This is a genomic window from Aquimarina macrocephali JAMB N27 (assembly GCF_000520995.1).
In the GTDB taxonomy this organism is placed as follows: domain Bacteria; phylum Bacteroidota; class Bacteroidia; order Flavobacteriales; family Flavobacteriaceae; genus Aquimarina; species Aquimarina macrocephali.
Genome location: NZ_JACA01000026.1, coordinates 10254 through 33606, shown reverse-complemented (window position 1 = coordinate 33606; position 23353 = coordinate 10254). Strand labels below are relative to the sequence as shown.

General features: G+C 34.1%; 18 protein-coding genes. 15 read left to right on the top strand and 3 right to left on the bottom strand.

Annotated elements, in window-relative coordinates; all coding sequences use genetic code 11:
* Positions 1–32 precede the first annotated feature (32 nt).
* The 10 genes from Z054_RS0116065 to Z054_RS0116020 all read left to right on the top strand — a co-directional run bounded on the left by Z054_RS0116065 (position 33) and on the right by Z054_RS0116020 (position 7372).
* On the top strand, positions 33–758 hold the full coding sequence (locus tag Z054_RS0116065) for a DUF1223 domain-containing protein (protein WP_035092287.1): 726 nt from the start codon (positions 33–35) through the stop codon (positions 756–758).
* 141 nt (positions 759–899) lie between these two features.
* Positions 900–1400 carry a DinB family protein gene (locus tag Z054_RS0116060; RefSeq protein WP_024771069.1) on the top strand — a complete coding sequence of 167 codons (501 nt, stop codon included), beginning with the start codon at positions 900–902 and terminating at the stop codon, positions 1398–1400.
* Between the two features lie 82 nt (positions 1401–1482).
* Positions 1483–2301, top strand: a complete 819-nt coding sequence (locus Z054_RS28700) for a sterol desaturase family protein (RefSeq protein ID WP_024771068.1) — start codon at positions 1483–1485, stop codon at positions 2299–2301.
* Between the two features lie 19 nt (positions 2302–2320).
* Entirely contained in the window at positions 2321–3769 is a 1449-nt protein-coding gene (locus tag Z054_RS0116050) for a sulfatase (RefSeq protein ID WP_024771067.1), read from the top strand.
* A gap of 59 nt (positions 3770–3828) precedes the next feature.
* Positions 3829–4410 (top strand): sigma-70 family RNA polymerase sigma factor, encoded by a 582-nt coding sequence (locus Z054_RS0116045; protein WP_024771066.1) that lies wholly within the window; start codon positions 3829–3831, stop codon positions 4408–4410.
* A 49-nt stretch (positions 4411–4459) separates the two neighbouring features.
* Entirely contained in the window at positions 4460–5368 is a 909-nt protein-coding gene (locus tag Z054_RS0116040) for a sterol desaturase family protein (protein ID WP_024771065.1), read from the top strand.
* Positions 5369–5480: 112 nt separating this feature from the next.
* Entirely contained in the window at positions 5481–5942 is a 462-nt protein-coding gene (locus Z054_RS0116035) for a DinB family protein (protein WP_051473780.1), read from the top strand.
* Positions 5943–5948: 6 nt separating this feature from the next.
* Positions 5949–6428 carry a membrane protein gene (locus tag Z054_RS0116030; RefSeq protein ID WP_024771063.1) on the top strand — a complete coding sequence of 160 codons (480 nt, stop codon included), beginning with the start codon at positions 5949–5951 and terminating at the stop codon, positions 6426–6428.
* A 14-nt stretch (positions 6429–6442) separates the two neighbouring features.
* Entirely contained in the window at positions 6443–6814 is a 372-nt protein-coding gene (locus tag Z054_RS0116025; protein ID WP_024771062.1) for a DUF1801 domain-containing protein, read from the top strand.
* A gap of 72 nt (positions 6815–6886) precedes the next feature.
* Positions 6887–7372, top strand: a complete 486-nt coding sequence (locus Z054_RS0116020) for a hypothetical protein (protein WP_035092285.1) — start codon at positions 6887–6889, stop codon at positions 7370–7372.
* A gap of 21 nt (positions 7373–7393) precedes the next feature.
* On the opposite strand, the gene Z054_RS0116015 is transcribed toward Z054_RS0116020, so the two are convergent.
* Positions 7394–8560, bottom strand: coding sequence for an esterase-like activity of phytase family protein (locus Z054_RS0116015; RefSeq protein ID WP_024771060.1), 1167 nt, complete (start codon positions 8558–8560; stop codon positions 7394–7396).
* A 333-nt stretch (positions 8561–8893) separates the two neighbouring features.
* Here Z054_RS0116015 and Z054_RS0116010 point away from each other — a divergent pair, with 333 nt between their 5' ends.
* Positions 8894–10576, top strand: coding sequence for a T9SS type A sorting domain-containing protein (locus tag Z054_RS0116010; protein WP_084050398.1), 1683 nt, complete (start codon positions 8894–8896; stop codon positions 10574–10576).
* Between the two features lie 67 nt (positions 10577–10643).
* On the opposite strand, the gene Z054_RS0116005 is transcribed toward Z054_RS0116010, so the two are convergent.
* Complete coding sequence (locus tag Z054_RS0116005) at positions 10644–11348, bottom strand: 16S rRNA (uracil(1498)-N(3))-methyltransferase (RefSeq protein ID WP_024771058.1); 705 nt, start codon at positions 11346–11348, stop codon at positions 10644–10646.
* 52 nt (positions 11349–11400) lie between these two features.
* Positions 11401–12423, bottom strand: a complete 1023-nt coding sequence (tsaD, locus tag Z054_RS0116000) for a tRNA (adenosine(37)-N6)-threonylcarbamoyltransferase complex transferase subunit TsaD (protein WP_024771057.1) — start codon at positions 12421–12423, stop codon at positions 11401–11403.
* An 81-nt stretch (positions 12424–12504) separates the two neighbouring features.
* Between tsaD and Z054_RS0115995 the strand changes: the two genes are divergently transcribed.
* From Z054_RS0115995 to Z054_RS0115980, 4 genes are all read left to right on the top strand, one after another.
* Positions 12505–16935: a translocation/assembly module TamB domain-containing protein gene (locus tag Z054_RS0115995; RefSeq protein ID WP_051473786.1), complete on the top strand. Its 4431-nt coding sequence runs from the start codon at positions 12505–12507 to the stop codon at positions 16933–16935.
* A gap of 37 nt (positions 16936–16972) precedes the next feature.
* Positions 16973–17959 (top strand): 6-phosphofructokinase, encoded by a 987-nt coding sequence (gene pfkA / locus Z054_RS0115990; RefSeq protein WP_024771055.1) that lies wholly within the window; start codon positions 16973–16975, stop codon positions 17957–17959.
* A gap of 594 nt (positions 17960–18553) precedes the next feature.
* The gene (locus Z054_RS28695) at positions 18554–18826 is read left to right on the top strand and encodes a hypothetical protein (protein WP_024771054.1); all 273 of its coding nucleotides are present in this window, start codon (positions 18554–18556) and stop codon (positions 18824–18826) included.
* 158 nt (positions 18827–18984) lie between these two features.
* A complete protein-coding gene (locus Z054_RS0115980) occupies positions 18985–23337 on the top strand; it encodes a PKD domain-containing protein (protein WP_024771053.1) in 4353 nt (1450 codons plus the stop codon).
* The last annotated feature ends 16 nt before the right edge of the window (positions 23338–23353 follow it).

Sequence of the window (23353 nt, the reverse complement as noted above, 5' to 3'; positions counted from 1 at the left end):
AAATAAAGCCTAAAAGTACTAAAATTATGCACATGTTACAGAAGCTTATGATGCTATTAACGCTTATTGTTCTGATACCTGTTAATGCTCAGGAAAGTGATAAATCAGCAATAGTATTAGAATTGTTTACCTCTCAAGGCTGTAGTAGCTGTCCGCCGGCAGATGAATTACTAGAGGATATTAAGAAAAAACATAAAGATCAAAATGTAGTTGTGCTATCATATCATGTAGATTATTGGAATAGATTGGGGTGGAAAGATCCATTTAGCACATCAATGTTTAGTGATTATCAAAGAAGTTATGCACAACAATTTAGAAGCAGATCAATATATACTCCGCAATTGGTAGTGAATGGGAGTGAGCATTTTACGGGGTCGGATCGTTATAAGGCGGATATGGCTTTAAAAAAATATTCAAAAGCTAGTGCCAACTCTACTATTTTGATAAAAGAGATACGACAAGAGTCTTCTCATATTGTTTTTAATTATAGAGTAAATGGGGAGTCATTCAATACGATAACATTAGCTTTGGTAGTTTCTGAGCGTATTACTAATATATCCAAAGGCGAAAATCGAAATAGGACATTAAAAAATACGAATATCGTAGCGAATCGTATAGTTAAAAAAGAAGAATCCGGTAGTGTATCGCTGACTATTCCTGATTGGGTTTCAGAAAATGATGAACTATCTGTAATCGCATATACACAAGATAAAATTTTAAAAACTACAGGAGCTACAAAGTTGGCCCTTCCTAAATGATTTCTGGGACATAGCATATTCTTGAATCCCTTATAGTTTTATAGGACAGATCCTGTACTATTCAAAATCATTATAGTAACTTTGAATGAATGCGTTTTAATCTTAGCTTTAAGTGAGGATTATACATAGATCAATGAAGTTATGGAAATAAACGATATACATAGTTTTCTTACGTATTACTCTAGGATAAAAGATCGTACCAGGAGATTATTTGAATGTATTCCAACAGAAAAAATAGAATGGACCACTAGCAAAGGAAAATTTACTATTGGTGATATTATACGACATCTGGCACTTACAGAAAGGTTTATGTATGTCGAAAATGTTCAACTAAGACCTAGTTTATATACTGGCTGTGGAGAAAGTTATGCTAAAGGATATCAAAATACAATTAACTTGTATAATGAACTACATCTTGAATCAACAGAAATTCTTTCACAACTTAAACCAGAAGATTTGCATGAAAAATGTGAAACACCAGGAGGCCATAAAATAACAATATGGAAATTACTAAGAGCTATGGTAGAACATGAAATTCATCACAGGGGAGTGCTATACACGTATCTGGCACTATTGGATATAAAGACTCCACCTATATTTGGATTAACCTCAGAAGAAGTGATACAAAAAAGTAAAATATAAAAACTTCACAAGAGCTTTAAGGTATACTATTAAGATGTACAGCTTTTATATAAATTAAGATTCATTGTAGTAACTTCGTGATATGGAATACTTACTAGACAAAAAAGTAAGATTAGCTCTTATTTTTGGGTGGTTATTTATAATGTGTGCGATCGAGTTTATAATTCCTTTAGTCAAAACATATCGTTCATCTATATTTAAAACAGTACCTAATGTTATCATGACAATTCTGCTGGTAGTGACCAATTTTATCTTTGCCTCAATCACATTACTTATTTCTGATTGGGTAGAGATAAACCAAATCGGACTATTATATCAAACAGATATTTCTAATATGTATTTAAAACTTAGTATTGGGGTGATCTTTTTGGACTTTTGGGCAGCATACCTTCCGCATAGGTTAATGCATAAAATACCTTTACTTTGGAGGTTTCATTCTGTACATCATTCTGATACTATGGTAGATGTAACAACCGCTTTTAGACAACATCCATTAGAAACTGCTTTAAGGATTGCGTTTCATTTATCAGGTATGATTATTTTGGGTATTCCTCTAATAGTATTACTCACATATTTAAGTATATCAGCTTTTAATGCGCAAATTGAACATGCTAATATTCATATCTCTATAAAGCTTGATCGGTTTTTACAATACTTTTATGTTACCCCAAATATGCATAAAGTACATCATTCTAATTATCAACCAGAAACCGATAGTAATTATAGTAATATATTTTCAATTTGGGATAGGATCTTTGGGACATATAAGACAAGAAAAGATTATAAATCAATTGAATATGGACTAGAGTATTTAAATAAAAATGAAGCTTCTGTCAAAAACTTGCTAATTGATATACCGATTAAAACGAAGGCAAATCAAAAAAAGAAAAAAGAACAGTAAATTAAAAGACAAAAGTTCTATGCAAAAAAAATTTTATTTTCTATTCATAATTTTAGTTTGTATTTCTTGTTCTGAAAAAAAACAAAACTTTGTAGTCATACTCGTGGATGATTTGGGGTGGACAGATTTAGGTTATACAGGAAGTACTTTTTATGAAACGCCAAATATTGACTCATTAAGTAATGTAAGTATTCAATTTACCAATGCTTACTCTTCGGGATCTGTATGTTCTCCTTCTCGAGCTTCTATACTAACTGGAAAACACCCTGCCAGAGTAAATATTACAGATTGGATACCAGGATCTAATCCCAAAAATAAAAAACTAATAGGTCCTGTAGATCTAAATGAATTGCCACTTCAAGAAATCACACTTGCCGAGGTTTTAAAAGATAATGGATATAAAACTTTTTTTGCCGGAAAATGGCATTTGGGTGATGAAGGTTTTTTTCCAGAAGATCAAGGGTTTGAAACCAATATAGGAGGACATGAAAAAGGCCAACCACCAGGAGGATATTATTCGCCATATAAAAACCCCAAGCTTACCGACGGCCCCGAAGGAGAATACCTTACAGATAGACTTACTGATGAATCTATACATTTCTTGGATAAAGTAGATAAAGAACCATTTTTTCTATTCCTGACATATTACTCTGTTCATACGCCTATTCAACCTAGTAAACGTCATATTGATAAATTTAATCAAAAGCTATATAATCTTAAAACTAAAGAAGTTTCTCAAAGAATTGAAGGAGAAGGGTTAACTAGATTAGATCAACGAAATCCAGAATATGCTTCTATGGTATATACGCTGGATGAAAATATAGGCCGTTTGATTGCAAAGCTAAAAAAAGAAGGGCTTTATGAGAATACAACTCTTATTTTTACATCGGATAACGGAGGTCTTTCAACACTAAAAAAAGAATATAATAGTGTTGCTCCTACATCTGTTATACCTTTGAGAGCAGGCAAAGGCTGGTTGTACGAAGGAGGAATTCGGGTACCTTTACTAATCAAACCAGCAAACTACACGGGTAAAAAAAGAGTAAGTTCTGAACCTGTAATCGGACATGACTTTTACCCCACAGTACTTTCTCAAGCTGGTGTAATACCAAGTAAAAAACAAGATATTGATGGTGTTGACTTAACACCATTGTTAAAAGGAGGAGAGCATTTATCCAGAAAAGAGTTATATTGGCATTATCCACACTATCATGGTAGTGCATGGACTCCCGGAGCAGCTATTCGCCAAGGAGATTGGAAATTAATAAGGTTTTATGAATTTGACTCCTATGAATTATATAATTTGTCAGATGATATTTCTGAGACAAGAGATCTCTCATTAAAATACCCGGATAAAGTTATATCTTTAAAAGAAAAACTACGTGATCTTCAAAAATCTATGAATGCCAATGAGGCGCAATTGAATCCTGATTTTGAATTAAAAGGATCAAGTGATGATAAAGAATAACAGGTATTATGACAACTATCTATTTCTGATACTGTAAACTAGAAGAAAAAAATAACCTTATGCAATTCGAGAGTATCTGGGAAGAATATAAAAAGCCGTTGTTAAATTTCATTAAGACAAAAATTGGCGATAAAGATATAGGCGAAGATATATTACAAGATGTAGGTATAAAGCTATATACTGCATTACGCAAAAGTGAGAAAATTAATAATCATAAATCCTGGCTTTTTCAAGTAACAAGAAATACGATTGCAGATTATTATAGGAAAAATAAAATACCAACCACAATTATAGAATACCAACCAGAGATCCCTGAAACATCAATACCTAATGTTTGTGTGTGTGATTTATCGGGTTTTGTTATTCAAAATTACGTTCCACAACAATATGGAGAAGCACTCTATCTAAGTGATATAGAACAAAAACCTCAAAAAGAGATTTCCAAAATTTTAGACCTGAGTTTAACTGCTACTAAGTCAAGAATACAAAGAGGACGAAAAAAACTAAAAGAATTAGTGACAGATTGTGTAGATATATCATACAATAAAAAAGGGCAGATAACAGGGTTTCTACTCAAAAATGATTGTGAATTACCACCAGAGCTGATCACCGAGATAGAAAAAATAAACTTAATTCTATAAACTTGCATCTTTTTGTTCTATTTGCACGACTACAAGTTAAAATAGAATAATGAAGCAAAATAAAGTTTTACCCCTTTTAGTCGTTCCCGTTTTACTATTAATAACTGGTGTAATTGCATCCTTAACGATAAGTAAGAGTTGGAGTTTTGAAATATCATCATATATAATCTTTCTCTTTACAGCAATTTATATTTTGGTACTAGAGCAAATAATCCCATTAAAAACCAAATGGAAAACCAAAAAAAGTAACCTTTGGTCAGACGTAAAGCATTTTTTATTTTCGGCTGCACTTTTTGATGCGTTAGGAAAAACGATTTCATTAACATTTGTACTATACCTACAACAGCTTTTCTTTAAACCGTTAGAGGTATGGGGCGGTTTTCCGCTTATATTTACATTTGTGATTGCAAATATAATAGGCGAATTTTTGCCTTATTTCTACCATAGGATTAGTCATGTTGGAAATCGTAATTCGATACTAAGTTTATTGCTGTGGAAAATACATTCTATTCATCATTTACCAACTTCACTAAACTGGTTTAAAACAAATTGGATACATCCAATTAATATCTTCTTAAATACAGTGTTTAAAATGGTGCCTCTTTTACTTTTAGGATTTCATGAAGAAGTTATCTTTTTGGTAGGAGTAACACATGTGGTGATAGCATATATTTCACATGCCAATATCAAAACGAAAACAGGTTTTTTGGATTATTTGATCGTAACTCCGCAAATACACCATTTTCACCATAGTAAACTACTACACGAAGCTAAAAATTACGGGAATATCATACCGTTTTGGGATTTGGTTTTTGGAACGTATTATAATCGTATAGGAGAAGTAGACGATGTAGGGGTCATAGAAAACCATATTTTATACCCGAAACAGAAAAACTACCTCCAACAGTTATTATTTCCATTTAAGCGAGTTTTTAAGGAATGTTGTCAAGTAAAGTGACTACTATTATTTAATTCAAAAATGATTACAATATATACATTTGTAAATGTATATAAGTACAATTGCCTTTTGTAACTTTATACAACAGTCTGATCATATACAATAGTCAAAAATGCAAATATCCGAAATAGCACAGAAACTTAGTCATCTATTAGAAAAGGGAGCAAAGCTAATACGTGATAGCAGTGAAAACGAACTTAAATCCAAACCTTCACCAAATAAATGGTCGAAAAAAGAAATTTTAGGTCACCTGATAGATTCTGGAATAAATAACCTGCAAAGATTTACAGAAATCCAATTTGAAAAGAAACCTTATAAAATTCGAAAATATAATCAAAATGAACTCGTTAATACCAATCATTATAACGAAGCTAATACAGATGAAATATTAAGTTTTTGGTTAGCTATTAATGAGCGAATTATTAAAGTAATCGAATTGCAGGATGAATATACTTTAGCATATCAAATTGAAATTAGTGAAGGAGAAAAATCTGACTTTAAATTTTTAATTGAAGACTATGTAGATCATATGGAACATCATTTAGATCAAATTGCAAAATCACACAATAAATAAAAGAAAATGGAATACTTCACATTGGCCAGGGTACTACATGTTCTAGCTGTGATTTTGTGGATAGGCGGAGTGGCTATGGTAACAACTGTAATCATTCCTGCTGTTAAAAAACTAAAATCGAAGGAAGACCAGATAAAAACCTTCGAACAGATAGAAGGTAAATTTGCCTTGCAAGCCAAAATTACAACACTAATAACAGGTATAACAGGATTTTATATGCTGTATGTACTTGATGCGTGGGATAGATATTTTGATTATAGATTTTGGTGGATTCATGCAATGACACTGGTTTGGATATTATTCTCACTAATTCTGTATGTTTTAGAACCACTTGTATTGCATAAATTGTTTAAAAAATATGCAGAGGAAAATCCTGCAAAAACATTTAGATTTATGCACCGTATGCATTGGATTTTACTTTTATTAAGCTTACTTACCACTGCAGGAGCAGTGGCAGGTAGTCATGGATGGTTCTTTCTGAAATAATCAATAAGAAAATAATGAGTACTAACGATCAATTTTATTTTGATAAGCATGAACCCAACAAAAGCTGTTTGTTGACCATGCGTAGTATTATTCTTAATCAAGATGAAGATATTACCGAAACACGTAAATATGGGATGCCGTGTTTTTGTTATAAGGGAAAAATGTTCTGTTACCTATGGGTAGATAAAAAGACTCATGAGCCTTATTTCCTTATGGTAGAAGGAAAACATCTTGATCACCCGCAATTAGAAACAGGTGATCGGGCAAGAATGAAAATTTTCAAAATAGATCCAAACAAAGATCTACCCATATCTACAATCAATTTAATTTTGAATCAGGCATTAGATTTATATAGAAACGGCACTATTCTAATTACTAAGAAGTAGTATCGAAAATCAACAAAAAGAATACAATCCAAAATTTGGATAACATACAATTTACCCAAACAAATAAAAAAAATGCAGCAATATCGAGATCAAGGAGCAGTAGGTGCTTTGTTAGATGAATATGAAAAAGCATTGACAGAAGTTGTTACTGTTTTGTCAGGTGTTAGTAACCAGGAATTGATTGCTATTGTAGATGATAAAACCAAAGATCCGGATTGTAGGTCAATACAGACAATTTTAACCCATGTGATAAGAGCTGGATATTGTTATGGTATTGAAATAAGAAAATCATTAGGAGAACAAATCGATTTTGTAGAACGTAAAACATTGAATAGTGTAAAAGAATATCAAACTGGATTACAAGAAATGTTTATTTATAATGAACAATTGTTTGAAGATTACCCTGATTTACATCTAGAAGAAAAAGATCCCGATAAAAAAATAGTAGTAGCGTGGGGGCAGCGGTATAATATTGAGCAGTTGTTAGAACATGCTATTGTACATATTTTAAGACACAGAAGACAAATCGAAAGGTTTTTGATAAAACTAAGTACTTAACATAGTAAAAACAGAACACCATTACGGCACTACTTTTAAAACAACGAATTGATTAAGTTGCGGAAAAAAGGAATTAAAATTATTATCAGAAATCACGACGATCGTTCGACTACCATCTTTTAATTTTGGTCCAAACGAAAAACCTTCAAGATTGTCTACAGTGTTATTAGTGAGTTGACTTCGAATACTGTCAAAAGTAAAGAGCAAAGTTTTTGTTGCCGCAGTATAGGATGTAGAAACCAATGTTTCTATAGACAGCGTATTTGTAGCATTTGTAGCATCTACCTTATAAATCTTTACTGTATTTCCTCCATCTATATACCCAGAAGAGAAAGAACGTTCTAACGCCAGAAATTTATTGGTGTCGTATTCTAGGATTTCTACCAAACCATTCACTTCAAAAGTGGTGCCTAGCATTGCCTCACGTGCTACAGGGTCCAGCTCATAAGCAAATTGTCGTTCTGCAATACCTGATGTCTTGTTTATATAAGTGACTCTCACAGGAGATTGTGTATCTGTAGTGATAGGTTCTGGACCGTCTTCGATAAGAGGTAACTCAAAAGAGATCCAATATCCTTTATTCTCAAAATCTAATGAAAGACCTTCTAAGACTCCGTTGTGCCTTGGCCCAGAAGAGTTATTCACTATGTTGGCCTTAAAATTATCAGGTAGTGTAAAACGTTTAATTTGATTTCCTTCGGGAGCTATTTCGATCAAAGCCGGATCCACACCATTAGTAATAGAACCTTCACTGGTATATACAATGGTACCTGTACCAGAATCAAAGCGTATAGCTTCTGGATCAACAACTCCTTGTGCTAAAGGAGCATCTGCCTCATCTTTAATTTCTACCATAGTGGTAATCCCAACAGAAGTAAATCCATCTTTGGTATATGTTATATCTGCTTCATAGTATCGTATAGGTGGTGTAGAAGTATCGCAGATGATATACCACTTACCATTTTGATAATCAATTCCCGAAAAGCCCCCTATAGGGACACCATCAATTTCCTGGTCTGCAAGTACAGATTCATCAATATACTCAAGAGCACTAATTGTATTTTGCTCATTTACAGGGAGTATTGGTGTAGGTTCATCATCTGTCACTGTTTCTGTATCACTCGTATTTGAAGAACAACACCAACATACCAAAACGATCAAAAAAACTTTCTTCGCTGCCTGTATCATAATGAATTGCATTAAGGGATAAAGATATCAATTTGTAACGAAAGATACTCTCTATAAATTCACAAATACTGTCTTGTAATCTACTAGTAAATATTTAAAATAAAACAGGCTTTTACCCCTGTATTTATGGGGTGTAACCACTTGATAGTCATTGTGTTGTTTTGTAAATTAGTACAAGAGAGTCTGAGTGGGAAAACGTTAGAACAGATCTTTGATTTCTCCTCATCAGGTACTCATAAAAATCAATAGCGAAAGGAGGCTGATTGTTTGAACCTTTGCTATGCTGTTCATTATAGAGGAATATATTTTTAACCAATTTAAATATAAATCATCATGAAAACAATTTTATGTAGTGTAGCCCTTTGCTTTATTACAAGTATGGGCTTTTCACAATTTCAACGTTCTTATGGAACAGAAAAATCGGAGTTAGGTTGGGCCCTTGATCAACTTCAGAAAGTAGAAAAAGGGTATTTAATCGGTGGGTATACTTCAAAAAGCTTTATAGGAGATATAGAAGCTACTTTGATGAAAACCGATCTAGACGGAAACCAAATTTGGTCTCGTGTGTATGGTGGTACCAGACAAGAATATTTTAGTTCGGTACGACAATCAGAATATTTTAGCCCAAACAACAAAGTTGCTTATATTGCTGCAGGACATACCAAAAGTTTTGGTTTTGGATCAGGCGATGCATTTCTTATGGGAGTGGATAGTAATGGTTCTCCAGTTTTTTCAGCAGTTTATGGGGGTAAGGAGTTTGATACATTTCGATGTGCACAAAACATAAAAGATGAAAATGGTAAACCCGGATATATCATGGTAGGTAATACATTTAGTTATAGTAATGCTTTTCCTGGGTCTAATGTTTATGTAGTACGAACAGATCTTATGGGTAATATTACAAATGCTACTGTGATTGGAGGCAGAGGAGATCAGATAGGTACCTGGATAGAACAAACCAAAGATGGGGGTTATATTATCTCGGGATATAGTACGAATTATAGATGCGGGAGTGCTACCCTAACGAATCCACCCGAAGATATATTTGTCATCAAGTTAAAGCCTGATCTTACGATAGAATGGAATAGAATATTAGGTTATCCTAAAGAATTGGACGGAGCAATAAATTATACCAATCTGGCAACTTGTGTAAAACAAAATAGACAAGGAGACTTTGTACTTACTGGATACACCAATAGTTTTGGAATTAACAATTCTAATGATGCCTTTTTATTATACATGAGTAGCACCGGAAATTTTCAGGGAATGAAAACCTATGGAACCCGAAGAGATGAATATGGTCATGGTCTTGAAGAAACCTTTGATACTACTGGAAATCAGCAATATACAGTAGTAGGTAGTAATACCATATTTTCAACATATCAAGCAATGTTATTTCAAACGGATACTGGAGGTAACCTTCAGTGGGTACGTAATTACGGAAAAACAGGCCGAGAGAGCTCAGATGAACTTGTAATTGATGTTTTTAATAAAGGTTTTGCTTTTGTTGGATTTACCGACTCTATAGGAGTAACGGGTTCGAGAGATATCTATCTTGTAGAAACAACTGGAACAGGAAAAACGGGTACAGATTGCGAGAAAGAGATAGATTTGAAAGTAATAAAGCATGAACCATGCGTTACCAGAAGTGCGCAACAGATTTTTGTAAAAGACTATGAAAGAATACAACCTAAAGTAATTAGAGTAGAGTATAAGGAAGGTAGGTGTGAAAATGTTGTTGGTTCTAAGACAGAAGAAAATAAAACATTAGAAAAAGATGGATTACTATATCCTAACCCGGTAAATAATTTACTTACTATAAATATCGAAAAAACATCTGCAATCACAAAGGTTGAGGTTTTTGATGTGCATGGTAAGATGGTTATTAAAAATGCAGAGATAGGCCAAAAAGAAAAAATAGTGCTATCTACAGAAAACTTACAGCCAGGAATGTACATAGTTAAACTAAGGACTCAAAATGGAGAAACTCGTATGATGAAATTCCTTAAGAAATAAAAATATTTAGTATTGTAACTAGATAATTAAAATTGAGCTGCTTCAGTTATTTTGAGGTAGCTCATTTTTATGTATTTATAAAAGCTACACTATGCGCAGCAACAATTGCTGCAGTCTCAGTTCGCAATCGGGTTTCTCCTAATGTAACAGGGGTATATCCCGAACGTAGTGCTGTATCAATTTCTTTTGTCGAAAAATCTCCTTCGGGACCAATAAGAATAGTAGTGTTTACTTCTTGCAGAAGAACACTTTTTAAAGATTGCTTTTTGGTTTCTTCGCAATGAGCGATTAATAAATGGTCTTTATTTTCTTGTTTTATAAACTCCGAAAATGTAATAGCAGGGTTTAGTTTAGGTAAATAACATTGCAGCGATTGTTTCATCGCACTTTGCAGGATACGCTCGAATCGTTCTGCTTTAATGATTTTTCTCTCACTATGATCACAAATAACAGGAGTAATTTCATCGATACCAATTTCAGTAGCTTTTTCTAAGAACCATTCATATCGATCATTCATCTTGGTAGGAGCAACAGCCAGATGCAGTCTATATTTTTTATGATATTGTTGCTCATGGTTTTCAATTTTTGCAATACATTGGGATGGGTTAGAAAACGTGATACGCGCAATAAATAAAACTCCATAACCATTGGTAATATGCAATTGATCACCCTCTTTTTTTCTTAATACTTTGGCAATGTGCTTACTTTCTTCTCTCGAAAATTTTATTTCGCTACTGGATGCTGTTAAGGTATGGTTATAGAATAATTGCATTTTACATTTTTATTGTCAAAAGTCAGGTTATACATTTATATAATTCCCGGGACTAGAATTTCATTCGGGCTTTGGCTACAACACTCATATCAGTAAAATCTTTTTCCAGATATTTTAAATACCCTACAATCCCAATCATTGCAGCATTATCTGTGGTGTATTCAAACTTGGGAATATAAGTTTTCCATCCATACTTTTGTTCTCCTTCTTTTAATGCTTTTCTAATTCCCGAATTTGCAGAAACACCGCCACCAATTGCAATACTTTTAATACCGGTTTGTTTCGAAGCTTTTTTTAGTTTATCTATCAGAATATTAATGATTGTATACTGTAAAGAAGCACATATATCATTAAGATTTTCGGCTACAAAATTAGGGTTCTCTTTTACTTTTTTCTGAACAAAATAGAGGACAGAAGTCTTAAGTCCACTAAAACTGAAATTGAGTTCGCCAACTTTTGGCTTAGGAAAAGGAAATGCTTTTGGATTACCCATCTGCGCATGTTTATCAATTAATGGCCCACCCGGATAGGGTAAACCAAATATCTTTGCACTTTTGTCAAAAGCTTCTCCAACAGCATCATCGATAGTTTCACCAATAATTTCCATATCAAAATGTGTATTAACCTTAACAATCTGGGTATGTCCACCACTTATTGTCATTGCCAAAAAAGGAAATTCTGGGGTCTCAAACTCATCCTCTTCAATAAAATGAGCCAAAATATGCGCTTGCATATGATTAACATCTATTAATGGAATATCCAGAGCCAAAGCTAATGACTTAGCAAAAGAAGTTCCTACTAATAAAGATCCCATTAATCCAGGGCCTCGGGTAAAGGCAATAGCATGTAAATCTTCTTTCTTTATATTTGCTTGTTTAATTGCCTGATCGATTACAGGAACAATATTTTGCTGATGTGCTCTAGAAGCTAATTCGGGTACAACACCACCATATAACTCATGTATTTTTTGCGATGCAACAACATTGGATAAAACCTGTCCATTACATAATACAGCAGCAGAAGTATCATCGCATGAAGACTCAATACCGAGGATGTATATTTTTTGTGGATTCATTATGAGGAAAAGGGCATAGAAATTGTTAATATTGTCAACAAAGTTAAAACAATAAAACGTATCAGGAAATTTAGGAAAATATTGTTAAGGACATTTCTTGTCCTTTTATCGCTATTTGCATTTTTGGTAGTGCTATTTTCTATTCCTGCGGTCCAAACATATTTTGCAGAAAAAGTTACCAATTACCTTAATGAAACCTATGGTGTTGATATTCATATTGACCGAATTGGATTAACCTATGCTGGTAATGTATATCTTGAAGAAATCTTAGTTAGAGACCATCATCAGGATACATTGATATATGCCAGTAGTATCAAAACTTCTATAGGAAGTATAACACAAGTTACTCAAGGCAGACCCGAATTAGGGCAAGTTTCTATAGAAGACCTGATCTTTGATATGAAAATATATAAAGATGAAAGTAGTGATAACCTGATGACGTTTGTTAGAAAATTTAATACAGGGAAAAAACCACCTTCTGGAGAAAAATTTATCCTTTCAACAAAAAATATTAATCTGCAACGAGGAAAATATAGTTTTACTAATGAGAATTTAAGAAACCCAAAAGCCGTAGAATACACCGATATTGTTCTTGATGCAGAGAGCCTGATAGTAGATGGCGATGATGTGTATATTACTATAGATGCGTTATCATTTAAAGATTTTAGAGGATTAGATGTCTCCAAACTTCAAACCTGTTTTACGATAACTGCGACAGATATGAGGTTTCAGGAACTAGTTATAGAAACCAAGGATTCTAAGATCAAGGGTGAAATCCTATTTTCTTATGATGTTGGAGGATTAGACGACTTTGAAAATAAAGTAAATATCACTGCAGATTTTGATAAAGCAACTATTTCTACCAATGATTTGATTCCTTTTTATAGAGAATTTGGAAAAAATCAAATGCTGAGAATGCAAAATACATCGGTTAGAGGAGTACTTAATGATTTTAAAATAGTTAATGCGAACATTTCGGGATTAGATAGATCTACAATACAAGGAGATATAAGAATTAAAAATGCAGTAAGTGATGCCTCAAAATTTGAGCTCGAAGGAGATTTTACAAATTTAACAAGTAACTATTACGATTTGGTGAATTTGTTGCCAAGAGTACTAGGGAACTCTTTACCAAGACAATTATATCAATTTGGTAGTGTACGTGCAGTAGGTAATGCTATTGTAACTACAAAAACTGTAGATATTGATATGGACCTGTTTTCGCAATTAGGAAAGATCAATGCCTTTGTTTTACTTGAGAACCTTAATGACATAGAACGCGCATCGTATAACGGAAATATTATTTCTAATAATTTTAATGTTGGTCAACTATTAGGTAGAAAATCAATAGGGAATTCTGTTTTTGATATTCATGTAGACGGAACAGGTTTTACTTTAAAAAGTTTAGATACCAAGATAGAAGGTGATATTAGCAAGCTTGATTTTAATGGATATACGTATACAGATTTAAAAGCACAAGGGAACCTTAAAGACCGTGTATTTGATGGTAATCTTAATTCTAAAGATCCTAATGTGAGGTTTAGTTTTAATGGGGTAGCTGATTTATCACAAGAAATACATAACTATAATTTTAAGGCCTATGTAGATCATATGGATCTTAATAAACTAAACTTATTTACCAGAGATAGTATTTCTGTTTTTAATGGTGATGTATACATGAACATGAAAGGAACAGGTATCAATGATGCTTTCGGAACTATTGCTTTTGAAAAAACATTGTACACCAACCAGGATGCTGGATTTTATTTTGAAGATTTTGAGATCACATCAAGCTTTGATGATAAGAACATACGTACCATTACAATCAATAGTCCGGATATTGTAGAGGGTAATGTAAAAGGAGTGTTTAGGTTTGAAAATGTATACGACCTGTTTAGAAATTCTATAGGAAGCTTGTATACCAATTTTGAAGCTACCGAAATTACAGATGATGAGTTTATGGAGTTTGATTTCAATATTTATAATAAAATAGTTGATGTATTCTTCCCAGAAGTTCAATTTGCACCTAATACTAGTATTAAAGGAAAAGTAGAGAGTAATGAATCAGAGTTTAAACTTACGTTTAAATCACCTTCGATTCAAGCCTTTGATAATTTTATGGAGGATGTAGATATCCAGATTGATAATAAAAACCCATTATTTAATACCTACATCGCTATTGATAGTATAGACTCAAAATATTATGATGTTTCCGAGTTTAGTCTGATTAATGTAACCTTAAAGGATACCTTATTTATGCACTCAGAATTTAAGGGAGGAGAGAATAATAAAGACAACTTTAACCTGGAGTTCTATCATACTATAAACGAAGAAAATAATTCTGTAGTAGGGATAAAAAAATCTGATTTCACATACAAAGGCCATACCTGGTATGCCAATAGAGAAAAGAGTAGAACAAACAATAAGATCATCTTTGATAATGATTTTAAAAATATAGATATACGATCGGTAATCTTTAGTTATCTGGATGAAGAGATCAAACTTAATGGTATTACCAGGGGTAAAGATTATAAAGACCTAAAAGCAACCTTTGAAAATGTAGATCTTAATAAAATTACACCCAGGATTGATAGTTTAAATTTTAAGGGAAGAGTAGATGGAGAATTATCTGTTCTTCAGGAAAATGGGAATTACCTTCCGACCTCTACTGTAGTGATTCGGGATTTAGAGGTTAATAAGACACTACTGGGGGAATTGAGGTTTAATGTTTCCGGAAACGAGGACCTTACTCAATATAACATAAATACACGGTTGATTAATAGCGAAAAGCAAAAAACATTATCAGCAATAGGAGGGATCAATGTTTCAAAAAAGAATCCAGCAATAGATGTGGATCTGGAATTAGATAATTTCGATATTTCAGAGTTTAGTGCACTTGGAGGAATAGTGATTACCAATATACGAGGATTCGTTTCGGGAGAAGCAAAAATATCTGGTAGCTATAAAAATCCTTCTATGGATGGGGTATTGACATTAGATGGAGTTGGACTTACTGTACCCTATCTTAATATTGACCTCGATTTTGATGATAACTCAAAGGTAAGTTTAAAACAACAACGTTTTAATTTTGATGATGTTGATATTACAGATACAAAATATAAAACCAGAGGTATTCTTGGTGGATATATTGCACATCGTAGGTTTTCTAAATGGGAACTTGGATTAGAAATATTAGCAAATGAAAGACTCCTTGTTTTGGATACCGAAGAAGATGAAGAGTCCCTATACTATGGTACCGGTTTTATAAGCGGCGAAGCAACTATCAAAGGGCCAACCGATGAACTGGTTATTGATGTTAATGCAACGACCGAAAGAGGGACTATTTTCAAAATCCCGTTAAACGAAACAGAATCTATAGGAGATAATTCATATATACACTTTTTAAGCCCTGAGGAGAAACGAGCTCGGTTAGAAGGAAAAGAAATTATATTAGATGATATAAAGGGACTAGAACTTAATTTTGAACTTGATGTAAATGATAATGCCGAAGTAGAGGTGGTCGTGGATAAAAGTACAGGAAGTTCATTAAAAGGACGCGGAGCCGGAACATTACTTATTGAGATTAATACCAATGGTAAATTTAATATGTGGGGCGATTTTGTAGCTTATGAAGGAACATATAATTTTAGATATGGAGCCTTTGTAGAAAAGCTGTTTACCGTTAGAGAAGGAGGAACAATTAACTGGGATGGGAGTCCTACACGAGCAGTTTTGGATCTTAGTGCAGTATATAAAACAGAAGCAAATCCTGCAATATTGTTAGAGAACTCTTCGATAAATCGTAAAATCCCAGTAGAAGTAGTTATAGACCTTCAGGGAGAATTAATTCAACCTAATGTTAATTTTAATATAGAATTTCCAAACTTAAGCTCTGTGATAAAAAGTGAGTTGGATTATAAACTAAGCGATCAGTCTAATAAAGAATTACAAGCACTCTCTTTGGTGTCTTCTGGACAGTTTTATAACGGAACTCTTGATGCCAATGCACTTACTGGTGGTTTGGTTGCAGAACGAGCATCTAGCCTTTTTAATGGAATATTTTCTGACGAAGATGATAAATTTCAGGTAGGATTAAATTATGTTCAAGGTGTTAAAAGCTTGGATCAGGAAGATGCAGATCAATTTGGGTTAACGCTTTCTACTCAGATTAGTAACAGAATTCTGATTAACGGACGAGTAGGAGTCCCTATTGGGGGAGTTAACGAATCTAATGTAGTTGGGGATGTCGAAGTAGAATACCTTTTTAATGAAGAAGGATCACTGAGAGGAAAGATTTTTAATCGACAAAATACAATTCAATTTGTCGGTTCAGGAAATCAGGGGTATGAACAAGGGATAGGACTTTCATATTCGGTCGATTTTGATAATTTTAATGAGTTGTGGACTAAGATCTTTAAAAGTAAAAAAGTAAAAGACTCTATTGCAAAACCCAAGGATACTACCAAAATAGAAACTCCGAATTTTATTAACTTTACCGAGAAAAATAACTAATTCTGGTTATTTTTATCATCCTGTTAAATATTTAATTATGGCAAAAGAGATAAGAACCATTGGTGTTATGACTTCGGGAGGAGATGCTCCGGGAATGAATGCTGCAATACGTGCTGTAGCAAGAGCATGCGCTTACTATAATGTGAAATGTATAGGGTTTTATCGAGGATATCAGGGGATGATAGAAGGAGATTATACGGTAATGAATGCCAGAAGTGTTCGTAATATTATTAGTAGAGGAGGAACGATACTTAAATCTGCCCGATCTGTGGATTTTAAAACTCCCGAGGGTAGAAAAAAAGCGGCAGATCACCTTAAAAAAATAGGAATAGACGCTATGATCCTTATTGGTGGTGATGGGACGTTTAGAGGAGGACAGATTTTTAGTGAAGAATATGATATTCCTGTAATCGGTGTTCCTGGTACCATAGATAATGATATAGCGGGTACGAATTATACAATAGGCTATGATACTGCATTAAATACAGTGATCAATGCAATAGATAAAATACGAGATACGGCCAGCTCACATAACCGATTATTTTTTGTTGAGGTAATGGGGCGTGATGCAGGATTTATTGCTCTTAATAGTGGAGTAGGTGCAGGAGCAGAAGAAATTTTAATTCCAGAAGAAGATTTAGGCCTTGATCGATTGTTAGAATCACTAAAACGCAGTAAGCGATCAGGTAAATCTTCGAGTATAGTTGTGGTAAGTGAAGGTGACAAAACAGGAAAAAATGTATATGAACTGGCAGACTATGTAACAGAAAATCTACCAGATTATGAGGTGAGAGTAACTGTTTTGGGACATATGCAACGTGGTGGGTCCCCATCATGTTTTGATAGAACACTGGCTAGTCGATTATGTGTTAAAGCAGTAGAATTACTTCTTGATGGAAAGAAAAACGTAATGGTGGGCATTATTAATAATGAGATTACAGCAACAAGTTTTGATGTTGGCCTAAGAGAAGGTCACGAAATTAATAAAGAATTACTCCGAATTTCTGATATTCTTTCTACTTAACGTGAATTCGATGTAAGGATTTCGTTTAAAAAAGCCGTCAAATTGAGTGATTTTTCATAGTGACCTCTCAACTGCGCTCGAGATGACGTGGAGAAAAATTGTATTGACCCTTCGACGAAGCTCAGGATGACAAGGCTTTTGTTTGAAAATTTACTTGTCTTCGATACAATTTTCTACCGAAAATCACTCTGACTAACATAAATTTTTTTATTTCATTGCGAAAATCTCTCGAGCTTATACTTTTTTTTGAAATATCAGTTTTTAAACACGGCATGTATTTAATTGTTTGAAAATCAATAATTTGATTATTGAAAAACAGGTCGTATTTGATAAATACCGACTTACTTTTCTTGTTTTTGACTACACTGCAACCTTACATTTGAGGAAACAAAAAAATAGTAAGATGAACTATCACAGGGATACCAGAAGAAACAAATTCATAGCAGATGTTATAAAACAAAAATACCTTTTTTTGCTCCATTAAATACCAGATGTAAACTACCCCATAATTGCATTAAACAATGATTAATATTCTCATTATTTTACCTTAGATAATGCTCTACTACATTATTAAGGTTTAATCTGCAACTCATTATGAATAGTATTATCAAACAGATCAAACTTATAGAACGTATTGATCAGCTTATTCGATTGCAAGCTACAGGATCACCAGAAGAACTGATCTCTAAATTAGGAATCTCAAAAACAAAACTATATCGCATCATTAATACGATGAAAAGTTTAGATGCTCCTGTTGAGTATGACATCACCGTACAAAGTTTTGTGTATGCCGAACCGGTGGATTTTACTTTTGGATTCTATACAAAAGATCGAAAAACGAATATTATTAATCCTTTTATAGGGTAGTTAAAAGAGCAGTTACCCAGAAGCCTGAAACTCTTCCAACTCATTTCTAAAAAAACTTTCATTTTTTTTTCTCAGTCCCGAAAAATGAAACTGGGATGATTTAATATTGTATTGAGAATACGATTAAAAAAACAAAATTAGTCACTAATTACTTTTATATGAAACATCTTATTACTACGGTGGCATTCTTGCTTCTGGGACTTACAGTTCTTGGTCAGGCAGAGCCATTACCCGCACAACCACCGCAGATTTTTCCAACCTCTCCCGAGGCTGCTAGTCTGGGAAAATATGGAGAAATTCCTGTTAATCTTTCTACAGGAAGGATCAATCACAGCATCCCATTGCATACTATTAATGAATCAGGCTTTAGTTTACCGATTTCATTATCCTATAACTATGCGGGTCTGCAAGTAGAAGCTATCCCCGGAGCCGTTGGGTTAGGCTGGGATTTTATAGGAAAAGGTATGATTACTCGTCAGATTCGAGGTCTTCCTGATGAATCACCACTTGGGTATGTTGGTCCCAATACTATTGGTCAAAAAGTATATCAATTTCATACCAATAAAGACGGGATGTCAAATGCAGATAAAAATGCACTTGTTAGAGGGTCTGTGTCCGGAAAATGGGATACCGAATCTGATAAATATATGATTAATGTAGGATCTTTATCGGCTACCTTTTATCTAAACCATAATGACGAAGCTGTTTTTGCACCATATAAGAATTACAAGCTTACACGTTTACCCAATAATGGTGGTTTCGAACTTATCGATGATTCTGGGATCAAATATTATTTTAATGATATAGAAGAGACCACCACAGAGAACGGAGATCATATCCAGCCATATACATCGGCCTGGGTGATTAACAAAATTGTATTACCTAATACCAAAGAAATTACATTTACCTATGTAAATCAACATACACTTCAAAAAGTACATTCAGACACCTGGGTAACTGCGGCTCCTACATATGAGACAAACTATTGCCAGGCTAAACCAAATCTAATAGGGCTGTTTAAAAGTGAAACACTTTCGAATACCCAGGGATTAAGTATTAGTACGATTACTACCCCATCAGAAACCGTAACTTTTGATTATACGATACTAAACCCTGCTCTCGAAGGACAAAACCCGGTAACACTTGAGGGTATTAAGATCAAGAATACAGTAGGGCAGGATATTATGCAATATGCGTTTACTTATGATGATAAGACCGTAAAACGAAAATTACTTACAGCAATTCACAGAGGTAAACACACGCCTGATACCCAAAGAAATTATTACACATTCGAGTATTTTGGCAGTTCACATTTAGAGATTCCGTACTATAAGCAAGATTATTGGGGATATTACAATGGGAACACAAATACTTCTGGAAGTCTGATTTCTTCAAACTCAAATCGATCTCCTGATTTTAATAGCACCAGATTAGGAGCGTTGAAAAGGATATATTACCCCACCAAAGGATATTCTGAAATTACCTATGCTCAAAATCAAGTATATGGGGCATTAGATACAGGAGAAATTGGTATAGAAGATAGATTAAATACTCCGGATGAATTACTTTTAAAATCAACTGATTATCCAGATAGTCAATTTGTTACCGAAACCAAATCAATCACTTTCACTCCAGGGGAAATCCCCGGGCAAGGAACTTATATTTCAATCTCATATGATTTACAAGCCACAGGTGGAGGGGCAGAAGCCTTGGTTAAACTTAAAAAGAAAAATGTAGCATCAACAGTTAGTTGTGTTACCCCAGGTAGCATATGTAATTACCTATATGATCAGCTTGTAATTGACCCTGATCCAAAAGATCCAAAATATATGAATACAACCATATTTAAGTTGGATCCGGGAGAATATGAACTAGAAGTATATATCAATAGGCCCATAGAGCCTATCAATCCTTCTTATGCTAAAGCCAGCGTAAACATAAAATATTATAAGCCCAATGATAATACCCCTACACCAACATATGCTAATATCCCTTTTGGAGGTATTCGGGTAGCACAGGTAAAATCTTGTGATGGAGAAGGAAATTGTATTACTAAAGCGTATTCTTATGACGATGAAGCAGGAAAATCTACAGGGATCAATCTTTCTAAACCTATATACAAAACTGGTGAAATACATGGATATGTTGCTCAAAACGAGTGTGCCGTAATAAAAAACAGATCATCAAGTACTATCCCGTTAAGTAGCTATATTGGGAGTCCGGTCTTATACAAATCTGTTCAAGAAATTAAATTAGGAGATAATGGAGAAGACCAACGAACACAACGTTTCTTTTCTGGAGGTCCCGATAAAGAAGAAATTTTTCCTTTTGCTCCAACCGAAAAAAACAACTGGAGAAGAGGGAAAGTACTCAAACAAGACCTATTGAAAAAGAATGGCAACGTATATTCTTCAATTGCTAGTATTATCAATAAAGATAGTATCATAGATATGAATTTTGGAGCTTTACAGCATTTAAACTCGTATAATTTAAAAGTAGGTCAAATCGTCTTTTTTTATGACCCAGAATCTGTAACAGAATATAATTACACAGATGTCCCTAATTATTTTGGAGTAAAAGAATATGTCAACTACTCAGAGATATTTCCGGTAACATCGTCTAAACAAATAGAGGTTCATGCAGGAAAAACCATTACTCGGGATATTACCTATACGTATGACAATCCATATGGGCAACTAAAAACACAAACCCATACAGATAGTGATGATAAAAACATGATTACAGAGTACACGTATCCCTATGATAAGAGTAGTGTTGTTAATGATGCTCTGGTGGCTCAAAACAGGATTACGACTCCTATAGAGACAAAAAATACTGAAGGCACTACTCTAATGACCACCCAAATTCTGGAATTTAAAAATTGGGGTAATGGCATAGTATTACCAGAGATTACTAAGATTGCCAAAGGCAGTGATACTCCAGAAGCTCGCCTTACTTATCTTCAATACGATACCCAGGGAAACCCTCTAGAAGTTTCACAAGTCGATGGGCGTCATATTATGTATGTCTGGGGATATAACAATACCCTGCCTATTGCTAAGATCGATAATGCCAGTTATATCGGTATCCCAGCTACCGCAATAACACTAATTACACAATTGCAAACAGCTTCTAATACAGAGAATACTGCTGGCGAAGAACTTACTATGCGTAACCTGTTTAAGGATTTACGAGAGCATACCTATTTTAAAAATGCAGAAATAAGCGGCTATACCTATGACCCTCTTGTTGGGGTGACTAGTATGACAGATCCAGAGGGATATACTATGTATTACCAGTATGATGAGATGAACCGCTTACAGTATACCCTGGATCAGGAACAGTATATAGCTCAGCAGCTACGCTATAATTACCAGGGTCAGCAATCCGATGTTTTAGGAGATGTGACTATCCAGCTCTCGGTTTCTGGATCTGTTCAACCCAATCAAGCAGTTACGTTTACTGCCAATACCTCAGGAAACGGGGGTGCAAACCTTTATACCTGGTCTGTAAATGGTACACAAGAGCAATGTGATAGCACCACCAGTTTTACCAAAACCTTTGCTAGTGAAGGCACGTATACAGTATCAGTACTGATCTATAATACGCAAACCAAACATAGGGTCAGTAAAACATTGAATGTAGTGGTAGCGTATCCTCCTATTACTATCCCCGTAGTAAGTGCAAATTATTCGCATGTAATCACAGGTACTAATGTTAATTTTAGTGCTTCGGGTATTGGGGGAGGAACCGGTGACTTTCGTTATGAGTGGTATGTAAATACTATAAAACAAGCCAGCACTGCAACTACTTTTACCTATACCACCAATACAGCAGCAACCTATACGGTATATTTTAAAGTGATCGATAACAGAAGTGGTAAATCTACTGATAGCGAAGTTCGATCATTGCACGTGTATAATCCACTAAATGTTCCTTCTGTAATTGCTAGTAAAACATACATTGTAAAAGGTACAAACATATCTTTTAGTGCTCATGGAATTGGCGGAGGATCAGGCTCTCGTGGCTATGAGTGGTATGTTAATAACGTAAAACAAAGTGCTACAGGCACCAGTTACTCTAATAATTTCCCAACTGCAGGTGAATATACTGTTAAGTTTCGTGTTATAGATAACACGGTTTCAGGACATTTTAAAGAAAAGAGTGTTACGATATATTCGTATAACCCTATGGTGATCAATGTAACCCCTGATAATGCCACTCTTACCAATGCTAATCCTAGTGTAACTTTTAATTTAACAAAAAGTGCAGGATCAGGGCATTACAGTACTGTTACCTGGAAAGTATGGCGATTATCAAGTCCTTCGTCTACTTATACCTCGAATAGGACAGGGACTTCATTCTCTTATGGGACCACAGACAACGGCGAGTATGAGATTCAAGCTACCGTGACAGATACCAGGACAAACCAATCGGTACTAAAAACCATGCCAGTGATTGTTAGTAAATCCTCCGGAGGAGGTGGTAATGGTACAGGAGAGCAACATTAATCTCATAAACAATATA